The 22,973-nt window shown below is 60.3% G+C and carries 2 protein-coding genes; one reads left to right on the forward strand and one right to left on the reverse strand.

The window, feature by feature from the left end; all coding sequences use genetic code 11:
* Positions 1-556 precede the first annotated feature (556 nt).
* Positions 557-22,183 (forward strand): T1SS-143 repeat domain-containing protein, encoded by a 21,627-nt coding sequence (locus AB8A50_RS01790; RefSeq protein ID WP_439076558.1) that lies wholly within the window; start codon positions 557-559, stop codon positions 22,181-22,183.
* A 106-nt stretch (positions 22,184-22,289) separates the two neighbouring features.
* Here AB8A50_RS01790 and AB8A50_RS01795 read toward each other — a convergent pair whose 3' ends face one another.
* Entirely contained in the window at positions 22,290-22,781 is a 492-nt protein-coding gene (locus AB8A50_RS01795) for a hypothetical protein (protein ID WP_439079902.1), read from the reverse strand.
* Positions 22,782-22,973 lie beyond the last annotated feature (192 nt).

The raw sequence follows: 22,973 nt of genomic DNA on the forward strand, positions 1-22,973 counted from the left end.
TCTGTGTCTGGAGAACAAGTCCGCGATCCCAGAGATTCGCGGAATGCGCGCTGCAAATGGCGACCCTGCCATCTGGCCGTGACACGAGTGCGCTTTAAGCAACTGTCCCATTTCGAAATTTACTCGCGAAGGGCGATCACCACGCGGCGGTTCGCGCCGCTGTCGATATCGGCTCGCGAAAGCAAATTCAGGCGCCCGTCCAATATTGGCGGACGTGCCTGTGGTTGTGAGCTGATTTCGTTGTTCAGTGCGATATGAGAAGTCATCTTACAAAGTATAAAATAAGTCGTTTTTTCGAATACTTTCTTATTTTTACAATAGATACGCCGCGATTTGTGGATTTTTCCGGGCATTCCCAAAAATAGACTGTCTAGACGAAGTATTACTGTCGAATGGTTCATCTTTATTAATACGCTGTTTCATTTTTGAACTTAACCAATGCAACGAAAACGCTTCAAATTTTACAGGTATTCATTGACGTCTCTGCGTTCTTAAGAATATTTTAACCCTCGCAGGACTTGGACATTTTCGGTCCGATCAGCTTGAGGTTGTAGTCATGAACGCTCCCGTATTGCTCGCGCAGCTCGCCGGTTCCACCACGCAGACCCCGCCGTCTCCGAAGAACCTGAAGCTCGAGAAGCCGCAAAATGGGCAGGCGATTTCGGTCCATCTCGACGGGAATACCAAGCTCGATTTTGCTGATATCGCGAGCGAGAAGCTGACCTTCGTCAAGGTTGGTGAAAAGCTGATCATCCTGTTCGACAATCAGTCGACGGTGACTGTCGATCCGGTGTTCGACTCGATGGGCAAGCCGCTCACCGATCTCGCATTCGACATGGGCTCCGATCGCACGCTGACAGGCGAGCAGTTCGCGCAAACATTTCCGATCACCACCGATCAGTCCGTTCTGCCCGCAGCCGGCGGTGCAACGGGCCCGACGGGCGGCGCGAATTTCGGTGATGCGACCGTTGGCGCGCTCGGTGCTTCGGGCGCGCGTCTCGCGCTGCTGACGGGCGAAGACACTGGCGGCGGCTTCGACAATCTCGACGATGGAACGCCTAACCCGTCGCCGATTCCCGGCGGCGTGACGGCGGTGACGCTGAACGAAGACGGTTTTGCGGAAGGTAATCTCGGCGGCACCGGTGACACGGGCGGCACCGCGACGTCCGTGACCGGTTCGCTCAATGTCGATTTCGGTACCGATGGTTCGAATCGCAGCTTCGCGTTCTCGCTGAATCAGCCGACGCTCGCCGGCCTGACCTCGGATGGTCAGACCGTTCAGCTCGCTTTCACCACCGTGAACGGCCAGCCCGTGCTGATCGGCTATGTCGGTGGCGATTTCAATGTCGCCGCCAATCAGGTCTTCACGGTGTCCCTGGATGCTTCATCGCTGCAGGGCAACTATACCTTCACGCTGTTGCGTCCGCTCGATCATCCGATCGGCGGTACCGAAGACACGATCAATCTCTCGATCAACGTGATCGCGACGGATGGTAGTGGCGACACTGTGGCCGTCACGATTCCGATCGGCATCAACGACGATACGCCAGTGATCGGCACGCCTGCCGATGCCGCGCTGACGGATCCGCTGTCCGGCAATCCGGCGACGCAGACGGGCTCGCTGGGAATCTCCTGGGGTGCCGATCGCTACAACGATCATGTCGATGGCGGCGTATCCGCGACCACCGGCGCAACGGGCGACCGCTCGGCCGTGTTTGCCAACACGCAGGTGACGGCCACTGGCGACGGCGCAACGGCCATCGGTACGCTGACGTCGCATGGCGAGACCGTCCACTACGTGCTGCTCGAAAACGGCACTGTGCTGGTTGCCTATACAGGCGCGACCGCGCCGACCAGCCTCGCCGACCTGCAGCGGAGCGGCACGCCGAGCGGTGAAGGCGAGGGTGGCGAAGGTGGAATTGCCAACAACGTCGTCTTCGTCGTGACCCTGTCCGACGCCAGCAATAGCGGCAGCTATGTCGTCACCCAGTATCGTTCGCTGGATCACGATAATGGTTCAGCCACGTTCCAGAACATCGATCTGGCCTTCAACTTCACTGCGACGGACAGCGATGGCGATACGGTCAACGGCACGCTGCATGCGGTGATTGCGGATACGGTGCCGGTTGTGACCGGTCCGGCCGACGCAAGCACCCTGAGCGAAGGCAAAACGCTGCCGAGCGAAGGCGGCGGGGACATGCCCTCCTTGCTGGTTGTCGGCGGTTCATTTGCGCCGAAGGACACGGGCGCCGTATCGCTGCACATCGATTGGCGTTCGGACAATCAGAATCCGACGGCCGTGGGCGGCGCGCATGATCGCTCGGTCACATTCACCGCTGCGACGCAAACCGCTCTCGAGAACCTCGGCCTGACCTCCGACGGTGCGACGATCATCTACACGATCTCCGCGGGTGGCACGTTGTTGACGGCGACGACTGCGGCCAGTGAAGGCCATAGCGCGCGCACGATCTTCACCGTGCAGTTGTCCGACAGCGGAAATGGCAGCTACGACTTCACCTTGCTGGACAATCTGGACCATCGGGGCAGCTCCGAAGGCAGCCAGGCGCTGACATTTGGCTTCATTGCGACCGACAGCGATGGCGACTCGACGGTTCCAGCGAGTTTCACGGTCAACATTACTGACGATGTGCCGACGGCAGGTGGAATCGAGAGCCAGACGCTGTCCGAGCAGACGCAGAGCGGTGCGACGAACGGCTTTGTGTCGACTTCGCTCGATAATGTTTCGCTCAATATCAATTGGGGCGCCGACGACGTGAACAACAACGGCGCGTCGATCGACCGCAAGGTCGCTTTCACGACCGCCGCAGCGCCTTCCGGGCTCACCTCGAATGGTGAGGCCATCACCTATGTGCTGTCGGAAAACGGAACGCTGTTGACTGCCTCGGCGGGTGAACGCGTCGTTTTCACCGTGAAGCTGTCTGACGTCGATAGCGGCACGTACACCTTCACCCTGCTGGATAACCTGGACCACGTCGGAGCCAACGGTGCGTCGATCGCGCTCGGCTTCAACTTCACGGCGACGGATGCCGATGGCGACCCGGTTGGTTCGTCATTTAGTGTCAACATCAACGACGACGTGCCGACGACCGGCGCCATTGCTGGCGAAACCCTGGTCGAGAGTACATCAGCCGAGAGCTCCAACGCATTTATCGCGAAGGCCTTGAACGGCATCTCGCTGAATGTTGACTGGAATTCCGATGATGCCAACGCCGGCGGCACGAATGATCGCAGCGTCGCCTTCACCACCAGCGCGGCGCCGTCGGGTCTGACCTCCAACGGCCAGACGATCATCTACACGCTGTCCGACAACGGCATGTTGCTGACAGCGACAGCGGGCGCACGCACGGTGTTCACTGTGCAGCTCTCGGATACCGGCAACGGTGCCTACACGTTCAATCTGCTCGACAACCTGGACCACGCCGGCGCGAATGGCGCCAGCCTGCCGCTGACATTCTCGTTCACGGCGACTGATAGTGACGGCGATACCACGCCGCCTGCATCCTTTACGGTCAATGTCACCGACGACTCGCCGAGCATCGGTACCCCGGATGCCCTGACTCTCGTCGAGAGCACCAGTCCGTCGTCGTCGAACGCATTCATTTCCGCGACCGCAACCGGCTCACTCGCGGTGGATTGGAATTCGGATGACAACAACCAGGTGTCAGGACCAGGGACGAGCGATCGTTCGGTGGTCTTCACCGCCGCGACGCTGACGAGCCTGAACGCGCTGCATCTGACATCGAACGGGACGGCGCTGACCTACAGCTTCTCGGACAATGGGCAGTTGCTGACGGCCAAGGCAGGTGGAACGACGGTCTTCACCGTTCAGCTATCCGATACGGCCAACGGCACCTATGCGTTCAAGCTTCTCGACAATCTCGATCATGCCTCAGGCAACGCCAAGAACGACCTGGCGCTCACCTTCGGCTTCACGGCGACCGACAGTGACGGCGACACGACGGCGCCAGCCAGCTTCACCGTCCATGTGACCGACGACGTGCCGGTGGCAGGCGTGGGAGACACGCGCGGCGTGGACGAGGACGATCTCTTGAGTGGGACATCGCCGAACATCTTCGACCTGCAGGTCGGCGGCCGGCTGAACATCGACTGGAACTCTGACGATCACGATGGTGGGAATACTGCCAACCGTTCGGTGTCGTTCGAGCACACGACGGCTGCGGACAATGTCGTGGTGCGCGATGCCAATAATAATCCGGTGAGCCTGACATCCGACGGAGCCACCGTCCACTATGCTATTATTGGCGGGGATCTCGTCGCCTATACCGGCAACAACCCGTTGTTCAACCGTGTGTTCGTCGTCTCTCTCGACGATGACAACACCGGCTCGTACACGTTCACGCTGCTCGGACATGTCGATCATCCGACCGCCGATGGTCAGAACACACTGACCTTTACGTTCGACTATACGGCCACCGACTCGGACGGCGACAAGAGCAGCAGCGTATTCAGCGTTACGGTCAAGGATGATGTGCCGACCATCGGTAACGCGGAGTCCGAATCCGTTCGTGAGGACAGTCTGCCGACCACGTTCTATGACACGACATTCCCGGACGCGCCGAACTCGACCGTTCAGCTCGGTGATCTCAACATCAACTGGGGTGCAGATAACAATAATTCGGGCGCAACAAACAACCGTTCGGTCGTTTTCACGACCGCAGCGGGCGCCACGGGTCTGACGTCCGACGGTACCGCGATCGTCTATTCGATCTCGGCGGACGGAACTGTGCTGACTGCGAAGGCTGGCGTCCGCACAGTGTTCACCGTCGAACTGTCCGATAGTGGTGATGGCAGCTACAAATTCACGCTGTTTGACAATATCGATCACGCTGCGTCGGGGCAGAATGATGACAGCCGGACTCTATCTTTTGGCATCAAGGCCACCGATTCCGACGGCGACTCCGCGACGGCCGATTTCGTGGTCTCCGTCGTGGATGACGCGCCTGAGGCACATACCGGCGATGGCCGGACCATCAATGAAAATGATCTCTCGAATGGCACATCGCCGAATGCGCCCGGTCTGACCACTACCGGTGATCTCAACATCTCCTGGGGCGCGGATGACGCGAATCCGTCCGCCGGAGGCGGGCTCGGCGATCGCACTGTGGGCTTCCGCTTCAACTCGGCGGCGGACAACGTCGATGCAGAGAACAGCAATGGCCAGAACCTGACGCTCCGCTCGGATGGCCAGACGGTTCAATACGCATTCGACGGTCAGAAGCTGGTCGGCTATATCGGCGCCAACCTGGCAAGCGGCACGCGCATTTTCGAAGTGACGCTCAGCGATGCCAATGATGGCTCCTACACCTTCAAGCTGCTCGGTAACCTCGATCATCCTACCGGCAGCGGCACCAATCTGGTTAACCTGACCTTCAGCTACACCGCGACTGACGGTGACGGCGATACCAGCAGCAGCAACTTTACCGTGACGATCCGCGACGACGTGCCGGAAATCGGCGCACCGGTTGCTTCGACGTTGACCGAAGATACGACCATTGTGGGCGGGGGCGAGGAATTCGTGCCCCAGACTGCGTTGAACAAGTCGCTGAACATCAATTGGGGCGCGGACGACAACAACAGCGGCACTGCAAACCGTTCGGTCGCGTTCTCGTCATCCATCGACTCCGGCGACAGCGTGCACACCACGGGCTCCGGAAGTCCCGTGCTCAAGTCAGACGGTGTGACCGTGCAGTTCCTGCGGATCTCCGATACGGAGATCTGGGGCATGGCCAACGACAACGGCGGCTCGCTGACGATCAACGATCGCAAGGTGTTCCACATCACGCTGTCCGATACGGGCAACGGCACCTACACCTTCGAGCTGCTGGATAATCTGGATCACGTCGGATCTGGCCAGGGCAGTGCACTGTCGCTGCAGCTTGGCTTCGTCGCCACGGATGCGGACGGTGACACCGACAGCAGCAGCTTCACGGTTACGATCAGCGATGATAACGGCCGGCCGTCTATCGGAACGGCGCAGGCGGTTTCGGTCGATGAGGACGGTCTGACGGGCGGCAACACGCAGCCTGCCACCGGAGATCTCGCCGGTGCCGCAACGTCAGCGATGGGATCGCTTGCTATCTCCTGGGGAGCTGACAACAACAATTCCGGGGCGGCCGATCGCTCGGTTGCGTTCTCTGGCATCAGCGATGGCCAGAATGCGATGTCCAATGTCGGCCCTCTGACCGTCGATGGGGCGCAGGTCAAACTGTGGGTCGTCGGTAATACGGTTTATGGCTACACCGGCAGCAACCCGGTGAATGGCTCGACGCCGCCATCGGCCGGCAGCCAGGTGTTCACGGTCTCGCTCAGCGATCTATCCTCGGGCAACTATACCTTCAACCTGCTGAAGCATCTCGATCACCCGGCAGGTAACAACGAGAACGATATCACCCTCAGCTTCGGCTATCAGGCCACGGACGCCGATGGCGATGTCACAGCGGCATCGACATTCACCGTCACGGTCAATGACGATTCGCCAGTTGCGACGGGAGCGGTCACCGCGGCGACGGTGCTGGACGACGATGCGTTTGCTGGCGGCAACGCGGGCGGCGCCGGCGATGTCACCAATGCCACCTCGGCAACGGGCGCAGCCGGTGCGCTGTTCTCGGCCGGCGCGGACGGGTTCAAGAGCGTGACGCTTGGGACGACGACGGCATTCAGTGCGATTTACAAGGATGCCAACGGCGTTGCTCACCAGGAATCCGTCACGTGGGGATCGGGAAGTGTATCGGGTGGCGTGACCACCTCGACCGCGATCGGTGCCGTCAGTGGCGCCACCGTGGCAACATTGGCGATCGGTGCAAACGGCTCTTACACCTTCACAACCTCCAAGCCATTGGTGCATCCAACGGCCGGAGCTAATGAAGAAAACCTGTCGCTGACCTTCAACTACACCGTGACCGACGGCGATAACGATCCAGCCACCGGATCGCTGACGGTTAACGTCAATGACGATACCCCGGTATCCCAGGGCACCGTGACGGCCGCGACGACGCTTGATGACGAAGCGCAGACCGTCTTCACGCCGACCAATGCCGGAGGTGGGTCTGGCGATGTGGGCCCGGACACCAACACCACGTCGGGAGCCGCCGGCAGCCTGTTCACCGCCGGTGCTGATGGCTTCAAATCGGTTGCAATGACATCCGCGACCTTCAGCGTCGTCTACAAGGATGCCAACGGCTTCGCTCTGACCGAGACCGCGACCTGGGGCTCGCCCGTGGTGGGCGCCAATGGCGCCACCACCTGGACGGCGACCAGCACCCACTACGGCTCTGCCGCTGTTCTGGTCATTGGTGCGAACGGTTCGTACACGCTGACCGTGAACGCGCCGATCGCACATGCAACGCCCGGAACTGCGGAAGACAACAAGGCGCTGACCTTCAACTTCACGGTCACCGACGGCGATGGCGACACCGCCACCGGCTCGCTGACGGTCAACGTCAATGACGACACACCGGTGTCGAAGGGCATCGTGACGGCCGCGACGACGCTTGACGACGAAGCGCAGTCGCTGTTCCCGGCCAACACCGCAAATGTGTCGGGCGATGTGAGCCCCGACGTCAAGACGGTCTCCGGCGCTGCCGGCAGCCTGTTCACTGCCGGTGCAGACGGCGTGAAATCCGTTGCGATGACGTCGGCAACCTTCGGCGTCATCTACAAGGACGCCAATGGCTTCGCGCAGACCGAGACTGCGACCTGGGGCTCGCCGGTGGTGGGCCCCAATGGCGCCACGACCTGGACAGCAACCAGCGCGCATTACGGCTCCGCAGCCGTTCTGGTGATCAATGCCGACGGATCCTATAGCTTCACCGTCAACGCACCGATCGTCCACGCAGTCAGCAGCACGACGGAAGAGAACAAGGCGCTGACCTTCAACATCACTGTCACCGACGGCGATGGTGATACGGCGACCGGCTCGCTGACCGTCAATGTCAACGATGACACCGTCGTCCTCGGGACCGCCGTGGCGGGCTTCGTCGACGAAGGCAATCTGGCCGGCGGCAACAAGGACGACGGTTATCCGGGCGATCTGACGATTGCCCAGGGCGACAATGGCACGCGCACCACGTCCGGCTCCCTAGCGATTGCGTTCGGCGCCGACGGCAAGGCGGCGACCGTTACGGGCGGTACGTCGACGCAGACATTTACGTTCAGCGGCAACAGCAACCTGACTGCCGATCTGATCGTCACCCAGGGCACGGTCAATCATCCATCTGCCTCGGGGATCGTGTTCGGCGGCATCAACAATCCGATTATCATCAATGCCAATGACAGCTTGCCGTTCAAGCTGGACGGGATCGACCTGGGACTGTCGGGTGCTCAAACGACACCGACCGTCATTCTGAAGGGCTACGATTCCAACAACAATCTCGTCGCGACCTATACGCTGAGCGTGGCCAATGTCGCATCGCTTGTGTCGGGCACGCCCACGCATTTCAATGCCGCGGGTACACCATTCGCGAATGTTCTGATCGACAGGCTCGAGATCTATACTGGTAATGGCTTCAACGGTTACGTGATGGCCGACAACTTGGTCGTCACGCAGAATACGAGCAGCGGCCCGATCGTGGTCGATGCCGCCGTCACCTTCACCGACCATTCGAACGGACTCGCCAACCTCGTTGTCAAGGATGCCAATGGCAACGACGTTACCGCTTCGCTGACGTCGAATGGCGCGGCTGTTCACTATGCGATGATCGATGCCGTGACGTTGATCGGTTACACCGGCGCCACCGCGCCGACGTCGCTCAGCGATGCCCGTGTGGTGTTCTCGGCCGTTCTGTCGAGCGCCTCGGCGAACGGTGCCTACACCTTCACGCAGAACGCAAACCTCGATCATCCGATCGCGGGCCAGGAGGACGATCTCACCTTTACCTTTAACTTCACTGCCAAGGACGGCGACGGTGACAAGGCGAACGGACACTTCACGGTCACCGTCGATGACGACGCTCCGACCGCGACTGCTGCCGTGCTTACGGGAGCGGTCTATGAAAGCGAACTGAGCACCGCTACCGGCGATCTGTCGACCGGCACGCAGGCCGGAAACGCCGATAACAAGAATGGTGATGCAGGTACCGACGATTCGATCCTCGTCGGGAATCTGTCGTCACTGGTTTCAATGGGAGCGGATTCGCCCGGTACCTTTGTGGTGGAGACCACGGGCCTGTCGGCGTCACTGACTTCACTGACTTCGGGCGGTGTTGCGCTGACCTATACGGTCGTCGGAAACACGCTCATCGCTTGGGCTGGTTCGAACCAGATATTCACCTTCGCGGTCAATGCCTCGACCGGCGCTTATACGTTCACGCTCAAGGGGCAAATTGATCACGTTGCGAATTACGTGATCGACAATGCCTCGATTCCGGTCGCAGCGATCGACCAGCCGGGCGAAATCTATGCGGTTGCGGCGATCAACGGCAATCCTCGTGCTTTTGAAGGCCGCCTGCCAGACGGCGATGTCATCATCAGCATCACGAACAGCGGAAACACGGCGGTTAACTGGGTCCTGGATAACACGTCCGGCGGCACCGATTATCCGCTGTCGATCGCTGCGAACACGACGATCTTTATCAACGTTGGACAAATCTCGACGCCGCCCAACGTGCACTTCGAGTTGACCGGACCGGGTGCCCCGAACGGGCAGACGACGGTAAATTCGGGTCATCAGGATATCGCCGTTACCGGCGGAACAGATACGCTTGCGCTCGATCTTTCTTCGGCGGTTACCGTTCGCGATGGCGACGGCGATATCGTTGCATTGCACGATCAGCTCATCGTGACCGTGACCGACGATGCTCCCGTCCTGGCTGGTGCTGCGGCGACTGTGGCAGTCGACGAGACCAGCACGCCCCTGGCGCAGGTGGCCTATGGCAGCCTGAAGATCACGATCGGCGGTGACAAGGTCGGCGCGCATCTCGACTTTGCGACCGACAGCAATGGCCAGCCTGTGCATCCGGCCGGTCTGACATCGGACGGCGTGGCGCTCGACTACGTGCTGCGGACCACCCAGTATGGCGAGAAGCAGCTCGTCGCCTTCAAGCATGGCGACACGGTCGACAATCCGGTCTTCATCGTGGCGCTCAGCTCGCCCTCGAATCCGACCTATATCTTCACGTTGTTCCAGAACCTCGATCACGCGGCGAATTCGAACACGCTCGATCTCGGCTTCACGGTGCGCGCGACCGACGGGGACGGCGACTATGTGGATCAGGCGATCCACATCAACGTGACGGATTCGGTCCCGACCATTCCGGCGACGACAGTTCAGCGCGCAGGCGTACAGGACGATGCGCTGATCAACGGCAATCCTGAGCCCGGCGATACGGCAACGGCGTCGGGTACGTTGAGTCACAACTTCGGTGCGGACAGCAACGGTCATCTGTCGTGGGTCAGCGCGACGCTGCCGACCGGTGGATATACCAGCGTTATCAACGGCAACGTTTTTGAGGTCTATCAACTGCAGAACAACGTGAACGTGAAGGTCTTCACGGTCACTCTCAATCCGACCACCGGCGAATATCAGGTGGAGCAGTTCGCGGCTATCCATCATCCGAATGGCGCCGGCGAACTCGGTGAAGGATTCAATCTTAGCTATCGCGTCACCGATGGTGACGGCGACTATGTGGAGAGCTATCTGCGCGTCGTTGTCGGCGATGACGTGCCGGTGATCATCGGCAACGCGACGCAGGCCAACCTGCTCACCAACGGCGATTTCTCGGGCGGCAGCTCCTGGCATGACGCCTCGTACGGTGATTGGGCGACGGGCGCTACCGGTTGGAAGATCACCGGTACGGAAGCCGGCCAGACCGGTGTTCAGCTCGAGCGCGTCCCAAGCGACTATTTCGGGGTTGTGACGTCGAATGGCGAACCGATGGTTGACCTCGGTGCATCGCCGGGCAACATCGCAGTCTCCCAGACCCTCAACGGTCTGACGGCCGGCCAGCACTATACGCTGAGCTTCGAGATCGGCACGTACGATCCGTCGTCCTCGGGACTCCAGGTCTATTGGAACGGGCAGCTCTTTGGCACCTATGCGCCGGGCTCGACCATGGCCATCCAGACGCTCGACCTCATTGCGGCCGGTGGTGCGAACACCGTCACCTTCAAGGAGGTTGGTTACGCGGGCGACAACACCGGCACCTATCTGGCGAATGTCAGCCTGGTTCAGGCGTCGTCGACGTCGCTGCCGCTCTTCCACGCGGATATCGGCGAGGATGGCTCGTCCGTCGTGTCGCTGGTCAGCGGGACTAACTACCGCTTCGGTGCCGATGGCCCGGGCTCTGTGGCATTCGACACTGCACACGCCACCATTTCCACCCCGGCCGGTACCACGCTCGGCGTGCCGTCGATCTCCTACGATCCGGTCACGGGCAAGGTGACGGTCAATCCGGGCTGGGGCTTCAACGGCCTGAGCGAAGGTGAGATCGCAACCCTGTCGGTGCCATTCACCGTCACGGACGCGGATGGCGACAGCAAGTCCGGGGTCTATCAGTTCACGATTCACGGCACCAATGACGCTGTTGGGACCTCGATAGGTTTTCCCGACACCGGAACGATGACCGAATATGCGGAAACCGATCCGCAAGCAGGATCGACGGCAGATCGCACGCGCTTTAACGACAGCTCCTCGGGCGGCGGCTACAACGGCGGCGGCTTCTGGATCTATGACGATCAGGGCGACACCCATACGCTGACCGTGACGCCTCAGGGTGCGGGCTATATCGGATACGTGACTGCAGTGGTCGCGGAAGAGACGTTGAATGACGGCAATGGCTTCGTCGATTGGCAGTATCACGTCACCGATGCACAGCTGAATTTCCTTGGCGCTGGAGAGACCAAGCAAGAGGTCTTCCGCATCCTCGTCAGCGACGGGCACGGTTCGTCGGCCTATCGCGACATCACGGTCACGTTGGTCGGCAGCAACGACAAGCCGGTGATCTCGATTGATGGCGGCGACAGCGACCATGTGTTCCTGACCGAAACCAATGCCGGGCTGACTGCCAACGGCACACTGAGCGTGACGGACGTCGATCTCTCCGACACGGTCACCGCGAACGTGTTGTCGGTGACAGCATCGGGCTCTGGAATTGAATCGCACTTCACCAATGCGCAATTGCTGGCCTTCATGACGGTTGCAACCGGTGACGTGACCCCGGCTGGCAGCGCCGCCGGCGATCTTGCATGGACCTTCAATTCGCAGGGCCAGGCCTTCGATTTCCTGCCCAATGGCTGGGAATCCGTCCTCAGCTATACGATCCAGGTCTCGGACGGTCACGGCGGCATGGACACCCATGTGGTCGAGATCAAGATCCATGGCACCAATGACGCGCCGGTCGTCGATCTGAACGGTGCTGCGTCGGCAGGCAATGACATCGCTGTCACCGCCGTCGAGCAGTTGCCGCAGTGGATCTTGAGCAGCGCAACTATTACCGACGCCGATTCCACGACGATGCATTCGATGAAGGTCACGTTGACAACGCAGCCGGATGGGCTCGGTGTCGAGGGCCTTTCGTTCAATACGAGTGCGACGAACGCTCTGACGGCGGCCGGTCTTACCTATGGCTATGACGCGACCACCGGCGTTCTCACAGTGACCGGCGATGCGTCCAACGCCGTCTACCAGACCATCATGCGCGGTGTTGTCTATCAGTACACCGGCGATGCCCCGAGCACGGGCGACCGCACTGTGACCGTGGTCGTCAATGACGGTCTGGATAACAGCATCACGCACACGGCAACGGTGCATGTGCTGCCCATGAACGACGCGCCGTCGCTGGCGGGTCCGCTTGCGGCAACCGTCACCGAAGGCGGCATCCATACCCTCACGGCCGCCGAGCTCGGCTACACCGATCCGGACAACACCGCCTCCGAGGTCGTCTTCCACGTATCGAACGTCCAGCACGGCACCATCACGAATGGCGGCGCTCCGGCGACGTCATTCACGGCCGCCGAGCTTGCCGCCGGCCTGATCAAGTTCACCCATGACGGCTCGGAAGATTCGACGACGACCTTCCAGGTCACTGTTGAGGATGGCAACCAGGATGGCTCGACGCCGGTCCCGGGCACCTTCACCTTCACGGTGGAGGGCGTGAACGACGCGCCGGTCATCACTTCGGCACCGCTGCAGACGCATGCCGACATCTATGCCGCTGGTTTCCTCGACCACGCGGTGACGGCGACCACCGCCGCGGACCACAAGTTCGAGATTGATCAGAATATCGACACGCAGATCGGTGCGCTGCTGGCGGCAACGCCGGCCGACATGCATGCGGTTCTGGTGGGCGTGCAGGCTGCGCTTGGCCATGCCGCCGGCTTCGCCGATGCGATCGCTGCGGTGTGGGACTATGTCGACGATCACTACAGCTATTACGATACGGCCATCAATGCGGCCGGTGTTCGCCTTGCGATCGAATATGCCAAATACGTCCAGGACGGTGGCGCACCGCTGAGTGGCGTGGTCGTGAAATACGAAGCTGATGGCCCGGACTATGGAAACCTGCCGGACCGTGCGCAGTCGATGCACGACAATCTGCTCGGTAATCTCGATAAGGCCTCGATCGACGACAAGTTCCTACCCGGCGGCGCCGGCGGCTCGAACGGACCGCCGAACGGTGTTGCCGATGTGGCGCTGCATGATCAGCTGATCGCGGAGATCGCGGCGGCGGGTCTAAGTGGTCGGCCGTACTATGCCGGATACGAGGATTCATTTGCATCTCCGTCGCAGCAATGGGACGCGGCGCATGGCCTGCTGCCGGGCGGTACGCACCAGATCATCAGTGGCCAGCTCACGGCCACGGATGTCGACACCAATGACGCGGGTCATCTGACTTGGTCGTTGAACACGACAGCGTCGCCATACGGCACGATGTCGATCGACCCGGCGACCGGTGTGTGGAGCTACGATCTCGACAACGGCCTCGCTGCAACGAAGGCGCTGCATGTTGGCGAAGTCGTGACGTTGAACTTCGTCGCGACCGTGGCCGATGCTCACGGCGGCAGCGCCAGCCAGACGGTGACGATCACCATCCATGGTGGCAACGACGCACCGGTGACGCAGAACGAGGTCTACTTCATCGACGAAGACCAGGTCCTGACGAACGCCCATCTGCTGGCCAACGACAGCGATCCGGATGGCGACGCCCTGACGCGCGTCGGCCTCGTGACCGGTAATCCGTGGGGCCCCGCCGGTTCCACGTCGGTCACGCCCGCTGGCGACCTGACATACACCCCCGTCGCGAACGAGAGCGGCTACTCAGTCCTGACCTATCAGGTCTCCGACGGGTCCAGGACGGCGCCGGCCACCGTGACGATCAATGTTCGTCCCATCGCCGATGCGGCGGTGCTGTCGGCGTCGGGCGGCAACGAAGACACCTCGTTCGCTGTCCATATCGCCTTGGGCGATACCGACGGTTCGGAGAAAGCCACCCATATCGAACTCAGCGGCTATCCCGCCGGAACAACCTTCAATCAGGGCTCGCTGCAGGGCGGAGTCTGGGTCATCGACAACCCGGCCGGCATCGATCTTGCGCACCTCACGGCCACCACACCCAGCAATTACAACGGTACGTTCAATCTCGGTGTTAGCGTCACCGTTGTTGATCACGCCACACTGAGCGACGGCGTTTATACGGATACTGCAACCTCGAGCGGCTTGATCGCCGTGACTGTCGCTGCTGTAAACGACGCGCCGACCGATATCGCGCTCAGCATTCTGCCTGCGACGCCAACCAGCTCCGGAACGGTGATTGCGAATGTCAGCGCGACGGATGTCGACGATACATCCTTCACCTTCGTGATTCGCAATCCCGACAATTCGGTGAACACCGACTTCGCGGTCATCGGTACGCCGGGACACTATCAACTTGCGATCGTCAATCCGACCAGTTCGGGCCCGCTGCCGCCCACGGTGGCGATCACCGCTACGGATTCCGGAGGTCTCAGCTACACCGAAAGCTTCGCGCTGACGCTGCCGATCCAACTGCTGGACGCCGGCAACCATCTCATTGGGTCATTCAGCACGATTCAGGCTGCTGTGAACGCAGCCGGCTCGATTGCGGGTGCGGTCACGGTCCTCGTCGGATCCGGCACCTATCATGAGAACGTCATCATCGATCGTGACAACGTCACCCTTATGTCCGTCGGCGGCAGTGGCGTCACCACGATCGAAGGCATTGCTGGTGCCGGGCAGCTCGGGACGATTCAGCTCGCGCCGGGCGCTGACAACGTGACTATCGGCGGCACTGGCCACGGCTTTACGATCGTGGGCTTCGATGGAGCGCCAGCGATCGAAACCGCTGCGGTCTATCTCCAGGGCACGCATGACGGCCTGAATATTTCAGGCAACGACATTGTGGCGAAGGGCGATGCGGGTCTGCTTTCCGAGTTCGGTCAGGCGATCGCGAATGCCGTGATCGACCACAACGAGTTTTCGGGCCAGACCTTCACGGGCTCAGGGCCTGCGGGCGTTGGATCTGCCTCGCAGTTCACGCTGCTGAATGTGCCGCGTCAGCTGGTGACGATCCAGACCGGCTCGAATGTCAACTTCACGGACAACGATGTCACCGGCACGGCTGGCGGCATGAGCACCACCGACAATAACGGGAATCCCATTGCGCCGACGGCTCAGGGCAACAGCCTGATCACGATCGATACACTGAACTCTCTGATCCAAAACAACAATATCACCGGCTACACCACCTATGGCGGCTACGGCATCCGCGTCCGCGGCGCCGGAACGAGTGTCATTGACAACACGCTCGACGATACCGCGGGCGGCAACAGCGCTGGCATCTTCGTCAACAACCAGGGCGTTCCCGGAACCTATTCCGGTAACGTGTTCCATGGCGGCACCGCCAACGAAATCGTTGTCATGACGCCCGGCACCGATCTTTTCCAGGGCGGCGCCGGTAACGATCTATTCGTGCATGCGGTGGGATCAGGCTCCGACATTGTGGACGGCGGTTCAGAAACCGGAAGCACCAATCCCGATTACGATGTCCTGAACGTGATCGGCGATGCGACCGCGCGCACCTTCAACATCGCGAAGGCGACAGGCGGTACAGACATCGTACCCTCGACGGGGACGAACGCGACGGACATCGAGGTCAGCTATACCGGCCCGAACGCTGCGAACATTCGCGCTGACGAGATCGAGCGCGTTACGGCAACCCTCGGTTCCGGTGGCGATACTGTAAATGTCGGTGACATTTCAGGTACGGCGATTGCGCCGAGCACCATCGTGATCATCGGCGGTGCGGGCGCGGATACGCTCAACCTGGCGAACTTCGCTGGCAACACCAGCATCGTGTTTTCCGGTGGCGGCGGCACCGACAAGATTGACTTCGGTACGATCAACTGGAAGGACGTTGTCGTTACGTCGGACGGCAATGGTGGCTTCATCATCACGGCCGGCGGTCACACCATTGCTGCCAGCACGGTGGAGAACTTCAAGTTCACCGATGGAACCGTCACGGCCGCACAATTGATCGAAGCCGCGCCGGTCATCAACGACGTCACCTTGACGGTGGCGGAGAATGCCCTCGGCGGAACCGTCGTCGGAACCGCGTCCGGTACCGATGCGAACGGTTCGATCGATCCGATCGTCTATTCTTTCGTCAATGGCACGGGCATCGGCCACACCGTTTCGGCTGACGGCAAGTTCGTCATCGACGCATCGAATGGTCAGATCAGCGTCAATGCTGGCGCTGTCCTCAATTATGAGGCTACGCCGTCGTTCACCGAAACCGTGCAACTGACGGACAGCCATGACTCGTCGGATACGGCGGTCGTCACGATCAATCTGAGTGACGTCAACGAAGCTCCGACGGCAGTGACACTTACCAATACGACCACGTCGATTGCCGAAAACAGCGTCGTTGGTGCCGGCATCAAGGTGGCGACCATCGGCATCACTGACGATGCGCTAGGCACCAACCAGCTGTCGCTGTCTGGGGCGGACGCAGGCTCGTTCACCATCAAGAACAGCAACGAGCTCTATTACACAGGTTCCACGCCTGACTTCGAAGCGAAGAACTCCTACGCCGTCACCGTTAATGTCAATGATCCGGCGATCGGCGGAAATCCCGATGCGTCGCAGAGTTTCACATTGAATGTGACAAATCTGGCGCCGGTGATCTCATCGGCGGCAACGACTTCGGTTGCCGAGGGCGTGTCCACATCAACCGTCGTGTACACAGCGGTGGCAGCGGACCCCGCCGGGGGGGCGGTCACCTACGCGCTGACCGGTACCGATGCGGGCGCTTTCAACATCGACTCGACGACCGGCGCGGTCACCTTCAAGGCGACGCCGGACTTCGAAACCAAGAGCTCATACAACTTCTCCATCAAGGCGAGCGACGCGTCCGGCCTGTTCGACACCAAGGCTGTTACCGTCGGTGTGACGGATCTGGCACCGGTGATCTCATCGGTGGCAACGGCTTCGGTTGCCGAGGGCGTATCCACATCAACCGCCGTGTACACGGCAGTGGCAGCGGATCCCGCCGGTGGTGCAGTCACTTACGCACTGAGCGGCACTGATGCGGCGGCCTTCAACATCAATACGACGACAGGCGTGGTCACGTTCAAGGCGACCCCTGACTTCGAGACGAAGAATACGTATAATTTCTCCGTCAATGCTAGCGATCCGTCCGGTATGGCTAGCAGCAAGGCGGTCACCCTGAGCGTAACTGACGTCAATGAAGCTCCGACGGCGGTGACGTTCACGAATACGACTACGGCGATTGCCGAAAACAGCGTCATCGGTGCCGGCATCAAGGTGGCGACCATCGGGATCACCGACGATGCGCTGGGGACCAACCAACTGTCGCTGTCGGGTGCCGATGCGGGCTCATTCACCATCAAGAATGGCAATGAGCTTTACTACACAGGGTCGTCGCCCGACTTCGAAACGAAGTCGTCCTATGCCGTTACGATCAATGTTAACGACGCAACGGTTGGTGGAAATCCCGATGCGTCCCAAACGTTCACGCTGAACATTACCGACGTCGTCGAGAACGCGGCGCCGACCACACAGGACGTCGTGGTAACAGGTACCGAGGATACGGCGCTAATCGCGGTTCAGCTCAAGGGTACAGACGACGGCACGTTGGCGGGCTTCCGTATCAAGAGCCTGCCCTCGAACGGCACGCTGTTCCTCAACTCGAACGGCACAGGCGCGATTGCCGATGAGCAATTCCTCTCGGGGACGAGTCCGCTGACCGTCTATTTCAAGCCGAACGCGAATTGGAGCGGCGCGGCAAACTTTGACTACACGGCGCGAGATACGACAGGTCTTGAGGATGCAACGCCGGCTACGGCGACGGTCAACGTGTCTCCGGTCCTCGACAGCTACAACCTGACCACGGTCAGCTCGACTACCCCGGCGTCGAGCGGAAATGAGTTCCGCGTCAACACGACAACGGCGAACGATCAGTCCGAGCCGTCGGTTGCCGCACTGTCGAATGGCGGCTTCGTCGTTACGTGGCGGTCCGAGACGTCAAGCACGAGCTACAATATCGTTCAGCAGCGCTACGGCGCCGATAAGAATCCGGCCGGTGGCGAAGTCATCGTTCAAACAGTTACGGGTGGGAACGCCCCGTATACGGCACCCGAAGTTGTTGGGCTCGCAAATGGTGGCTACGTCGTGATGTACGACAAGCCCTATGTCGGTGAATATGTTCGCATCTATGATAACGCCGGCGCTGGCGGTTCGGAGATCAAGGTCAACACCAGCAATCTGAATATTCCAGCAAATGGCTCCATTACGGCGCTGTCCGGTGGCGGTTTCGTCGTGACCTGGGACAACTATACGTACCAGATCGATGGAACGAGCGATGTGTTCGGCCAAGTCTATACTTCTAACGGTACCAAGGTTGGAGGTGAATTCCGGGCCAATACGAACACGTCGAGCTATCAGTTCTCGACATCCGTCGGCGCGCTGAGTGATGGCGGTTTCGTCATCGCCTGGAATTCGGGCTCTGGTGACTTTACCGTTCAGGCGCAGCGCTATGATGCGGGCGGAGCCAAGGTCGGATCGGAATTCCAAGTTGCTGCACAGACTGCGGCAAATGGCGATAGCCAGGACTCTCCGTCTGTTATTGGCCTTAAGGGCGGTGGTTTTGTTGTCGTCTGGACGGCGAATACGAACTTCGACGGCGACATCAAGGGGCAGCTCTATGACGCCAATGGTGCTGCGGTTGGTGGCAAGTTCACGGTCAGTACGACGACTGCGGGCAGCCAGTTGTTGCCAGATGTCATTGCCCTGGCCGATGGTGGATTCGTCGTTACATGGTCTTCCGTGGGCGGTGGGCTGTCGACTATTCTCGGCCAGCGCTATACCGCGTCCGGCGCGAAGGCTGGCACCGAGTTCCTCATCGATCAGACGACCAGCGACTATGACGTCGGACATTCCGGCAATCTGATCACACAGTTGAGTTCGGGTGAACTCGTCACGGTATGGACCCAGAGCCCATCGGCCAATACCGACGGTGAGGTTCATGCCCGCGTGATCACTTTACCTGCCGGCATCCAAACCAGTGAAGATGTTGCTGCGGCGGTGCCGCTCAACATCACCTTTACCGATACGGATGGCTCGGAGCATGTCAGCCAGGTGGTGCTGAGTGGGCTGAAAGTCGGGACGACGTTCAACATTGGTCACGTCGATGCCCAGGATGCGACCAAGTGGGTCATCGATAATCCCACAGCGGCACAGCTTGCGGCGCTGACGATGACGCCTGCGGCAGATTACAACGGCACCTTCACGATGACCGCTACGGTAACCGTGCATGACGATGCGACTCTGTCGACGGGAGCGACCTTCGACACAGCCACGTCTGTGCTGACGATTCCGGTGAGCGTGACTGCGGTCAACGACGCGCCGGTTATCTCGTCTGCCTCAGCCGTTAGCATTCCGGAGAATACGGCCGCTGCCTATCAGATCGTTGCGACGGACGCTGATGCCGGAACCGTACTGACATATTCGCTGACCGGCACCGACGCCGCGCTGTTCAATGTGTCGTCGACCGGCGCCGTGACGTTCAAGAATGGGCCGAACTTCGAGAGCCCAACGGACAGTGGCGGCGACAACAAGTACGACATCGTCGTCCATGCGACGGACGGCATCGTCGATACGACGAAGGCTGTCCAGATCACGGTGACGAACGTCAATGAGGCTCCAGCTGTTAGCGAACCCTATGCGGTTGGCATCGGTTACATCGTGACGGCGCCAAACGGAACCAGCGGCAGCCTGCACAACAGTCAGAGTACGACGCTGCCTTCGACTTTGTTCACGGATCCGGAAGGCTCTGCGCTTACCTGGTCGGCGAGCAGTCTCCCGTCTGGCTTCTCGTTCAATAATTCGAGCCACGTTCTGTCGTTCACCAACTCGGTCGCGGCGGGAATCTACGACATTACGATCAATGCAAGTGATGGGACATCCAGCTCGTCCCAGATCGTCAAGGTCTGGGTCGCGGGATCGACGGTGAGCGCTGCCAACGCTGACGGCGACGGCAACAACAATACGTTGATCGGCGGAAACTCTGGCTCGACCTATCACGGCAATGGCGGCCATGACTTCATCGATGCCGGTTCGGGCAACGATACGATCTATGGCGAGGACGGCAATGACGTGCTCTACGGCGTTTCCGGAGGCGACACGATCTACGGTGGCAACCACAACGACTACATCAACGGTGGTCTGGGCAATGATACGCTGTCTGGAGATGCCGGGGATGACTGGCTCGTTGGTGAGGATGGCAACGACATCCTGATCGGTGGTGCCGGAAATGACACGCTGATCGGCGGCGTCGGCGACGACACATTCAACTATACGATCGGTGATGGTGTCGATCGCGTATATGGCGGTACTGGTACCGATACGCTGGCGATCACCGGCACTTCGAACAGCGACACGCTGAACGTGGTCGTCTCCAACGGCAAGATCGTGCAGTTCGCCGGTGGTACGGTCCAGGATGTTGAGAACGTCACGCTTGATCTTGGAGCACATGGCAGCGCCGGCGATACGCTGAGCTATGCCGGATCGGCCTGGAGCGAGAATGTTGCAGTCAACCTTGCTACCGGCGCAGCGACTGGCTTCACTAGCATTGCCAATGTCGACAACGTCACCGGCGGTGACGGCAGCGATACGCTGACCGGTAACTCCGGCGCGAATACGCTAATCGGCGGCGATGGCAATGATATCCTCATCGGCGGCAAGGACGATGTGGTGGTTCAGCTCCATGCAACGGGGCAGGACCTGAGCAGCAACTCGAACTACTTCCGTTTCGAGTTCCTCAAGGGGGGAGCCGGCGACTTCGTTCACACCATGACGGTCAATCTCCAGGCCGGCACAGATAACAATGCCATCTTTGATGGCATTGCCGGCAATCCGCGCAACCTTGACGGCGAATGGGGACCCGACCTGTCCAACGATACGGGCGGAGCGAATGTCTTCAACTTCTCCAAGGACGATGCAGACAATACGGCATCGACCACGCTGACTCCCTACGGCCAGCAGTTCCCGGTTGGGGCAGGGATCAGCATGAATGTCGACATCGACCAGCTCGGGGCGGGGTCGGCTGCGGAAGGTGACGCCTACCTCCTGGCAACCGTGGGCGCGACGTTTACTGTTGGTATGGAGGATGGCCGGAGCGGTACAGCGACGTTCGTTTCCGACGGAAGCGGTGGATCGATTGCAACCGTGACGATCACCGGCGATGCGGGCGACTATCTCGATGGCGGTGCCGGTAACGACACGATCTATGGCGGTGGTGGCAATGACACCATCATTGGCGGCATTGGCAACGACACGCTATCTGGTGGGACGGGCGCCGATATCTTCAAGTTCGCCGAAGCGGGTGCGTCGAATGTCGACACCATCCTCGACTTCAGCAACAGCGAAGGCGACAAGATCGACCTGTCTGCGCTTCTCGGGCCGTCGAGCGGAGCAACAGCCAACGGCTCCAATATCAATGACTACGTCAAGCTGACTCAGACCGGTTCAGACATCCTGATCCAGGTTGACACCAACGGTACGACGGGCGGTGCCCAGTGGGCGGACGTTGCGACACTGCACGGCTATGGCACCAGCAATGCCGACATCGTCAAGATTGCCTTCCAGGGCATCGATCATCAGATGTCGGCTTAGCTCTAACTGCGGCCAGCTATGCAGGCCGCAGGTCCAAGGAATGCAAAAGCCCCCGACAATCGGGGGCTTTTTCTTTTTCGGATCGTGGCTCAGCTTGTCGGGTCTGCTAAATCTTCTGCCCCGCTGGAGCCTTCGGCCCCGCGGGCGCGCCTCCGCCGCTCCCGCCCACATCGATCCTGATCCGCTGCACCTCGGTGCGCCCGGCCGGATACTTCACCTCGATGGTCACCTCATCGCTGCCGACGAAATCCGCCTTCGATTGATAGAAGGCGATGAACCCTGGCACTTCCAAAGCGAGGCACTGCTTGTAGTTGGTGGCGCTGACCTTGCCGCGCTTGATACTGACGGTACCGTTCGCGGGTGGGGTCACCATGCGCAAGGCGGGGAGGGTGCCCGAGGTGCAGTCGGGCTGGACGTTGAGATAAACGCCGACCTGGAAGTTGCGCGCGGTCGGGCCCTTGGCGGTCCGCTCGACGACAGTCGGTGTCGTGGCAGGCGGCGCTGGCGAGGGCGTCTGTGCCCAAACGGCGGTTCCGGCACCGGTTCCCGCCAGAGCGCTTATGACGAGACTCAGCGCGACGACCGGCTTGCGAAACATGGAATTTCTCTGGATTGGCAGGTGATAACCGCGCGTCGCGACATCCCAAGGATGCAGCAAAAGTGCTGTCATATCAATGGATCGCAGGCCCGTCGGCCGTGTCGGTGAGGGGCGTTTGGCCGGTCTCACGATTTGGTGTAATTCTTTGAATCAAAACGTGTTTGGGTAGCTCCGCGGGGCAATCGCCACATC

It is taken from the genome of Tardiphaga sp. 841_E9_N1_2, from assembly GCF_051811065.1.
GTDB lineage: Bacteria > Pseudomonadota > Alphaproteobacteria > Rhizobiales > Xanthobacteraceae > Tardiphaga > Tardiphaga robiniae.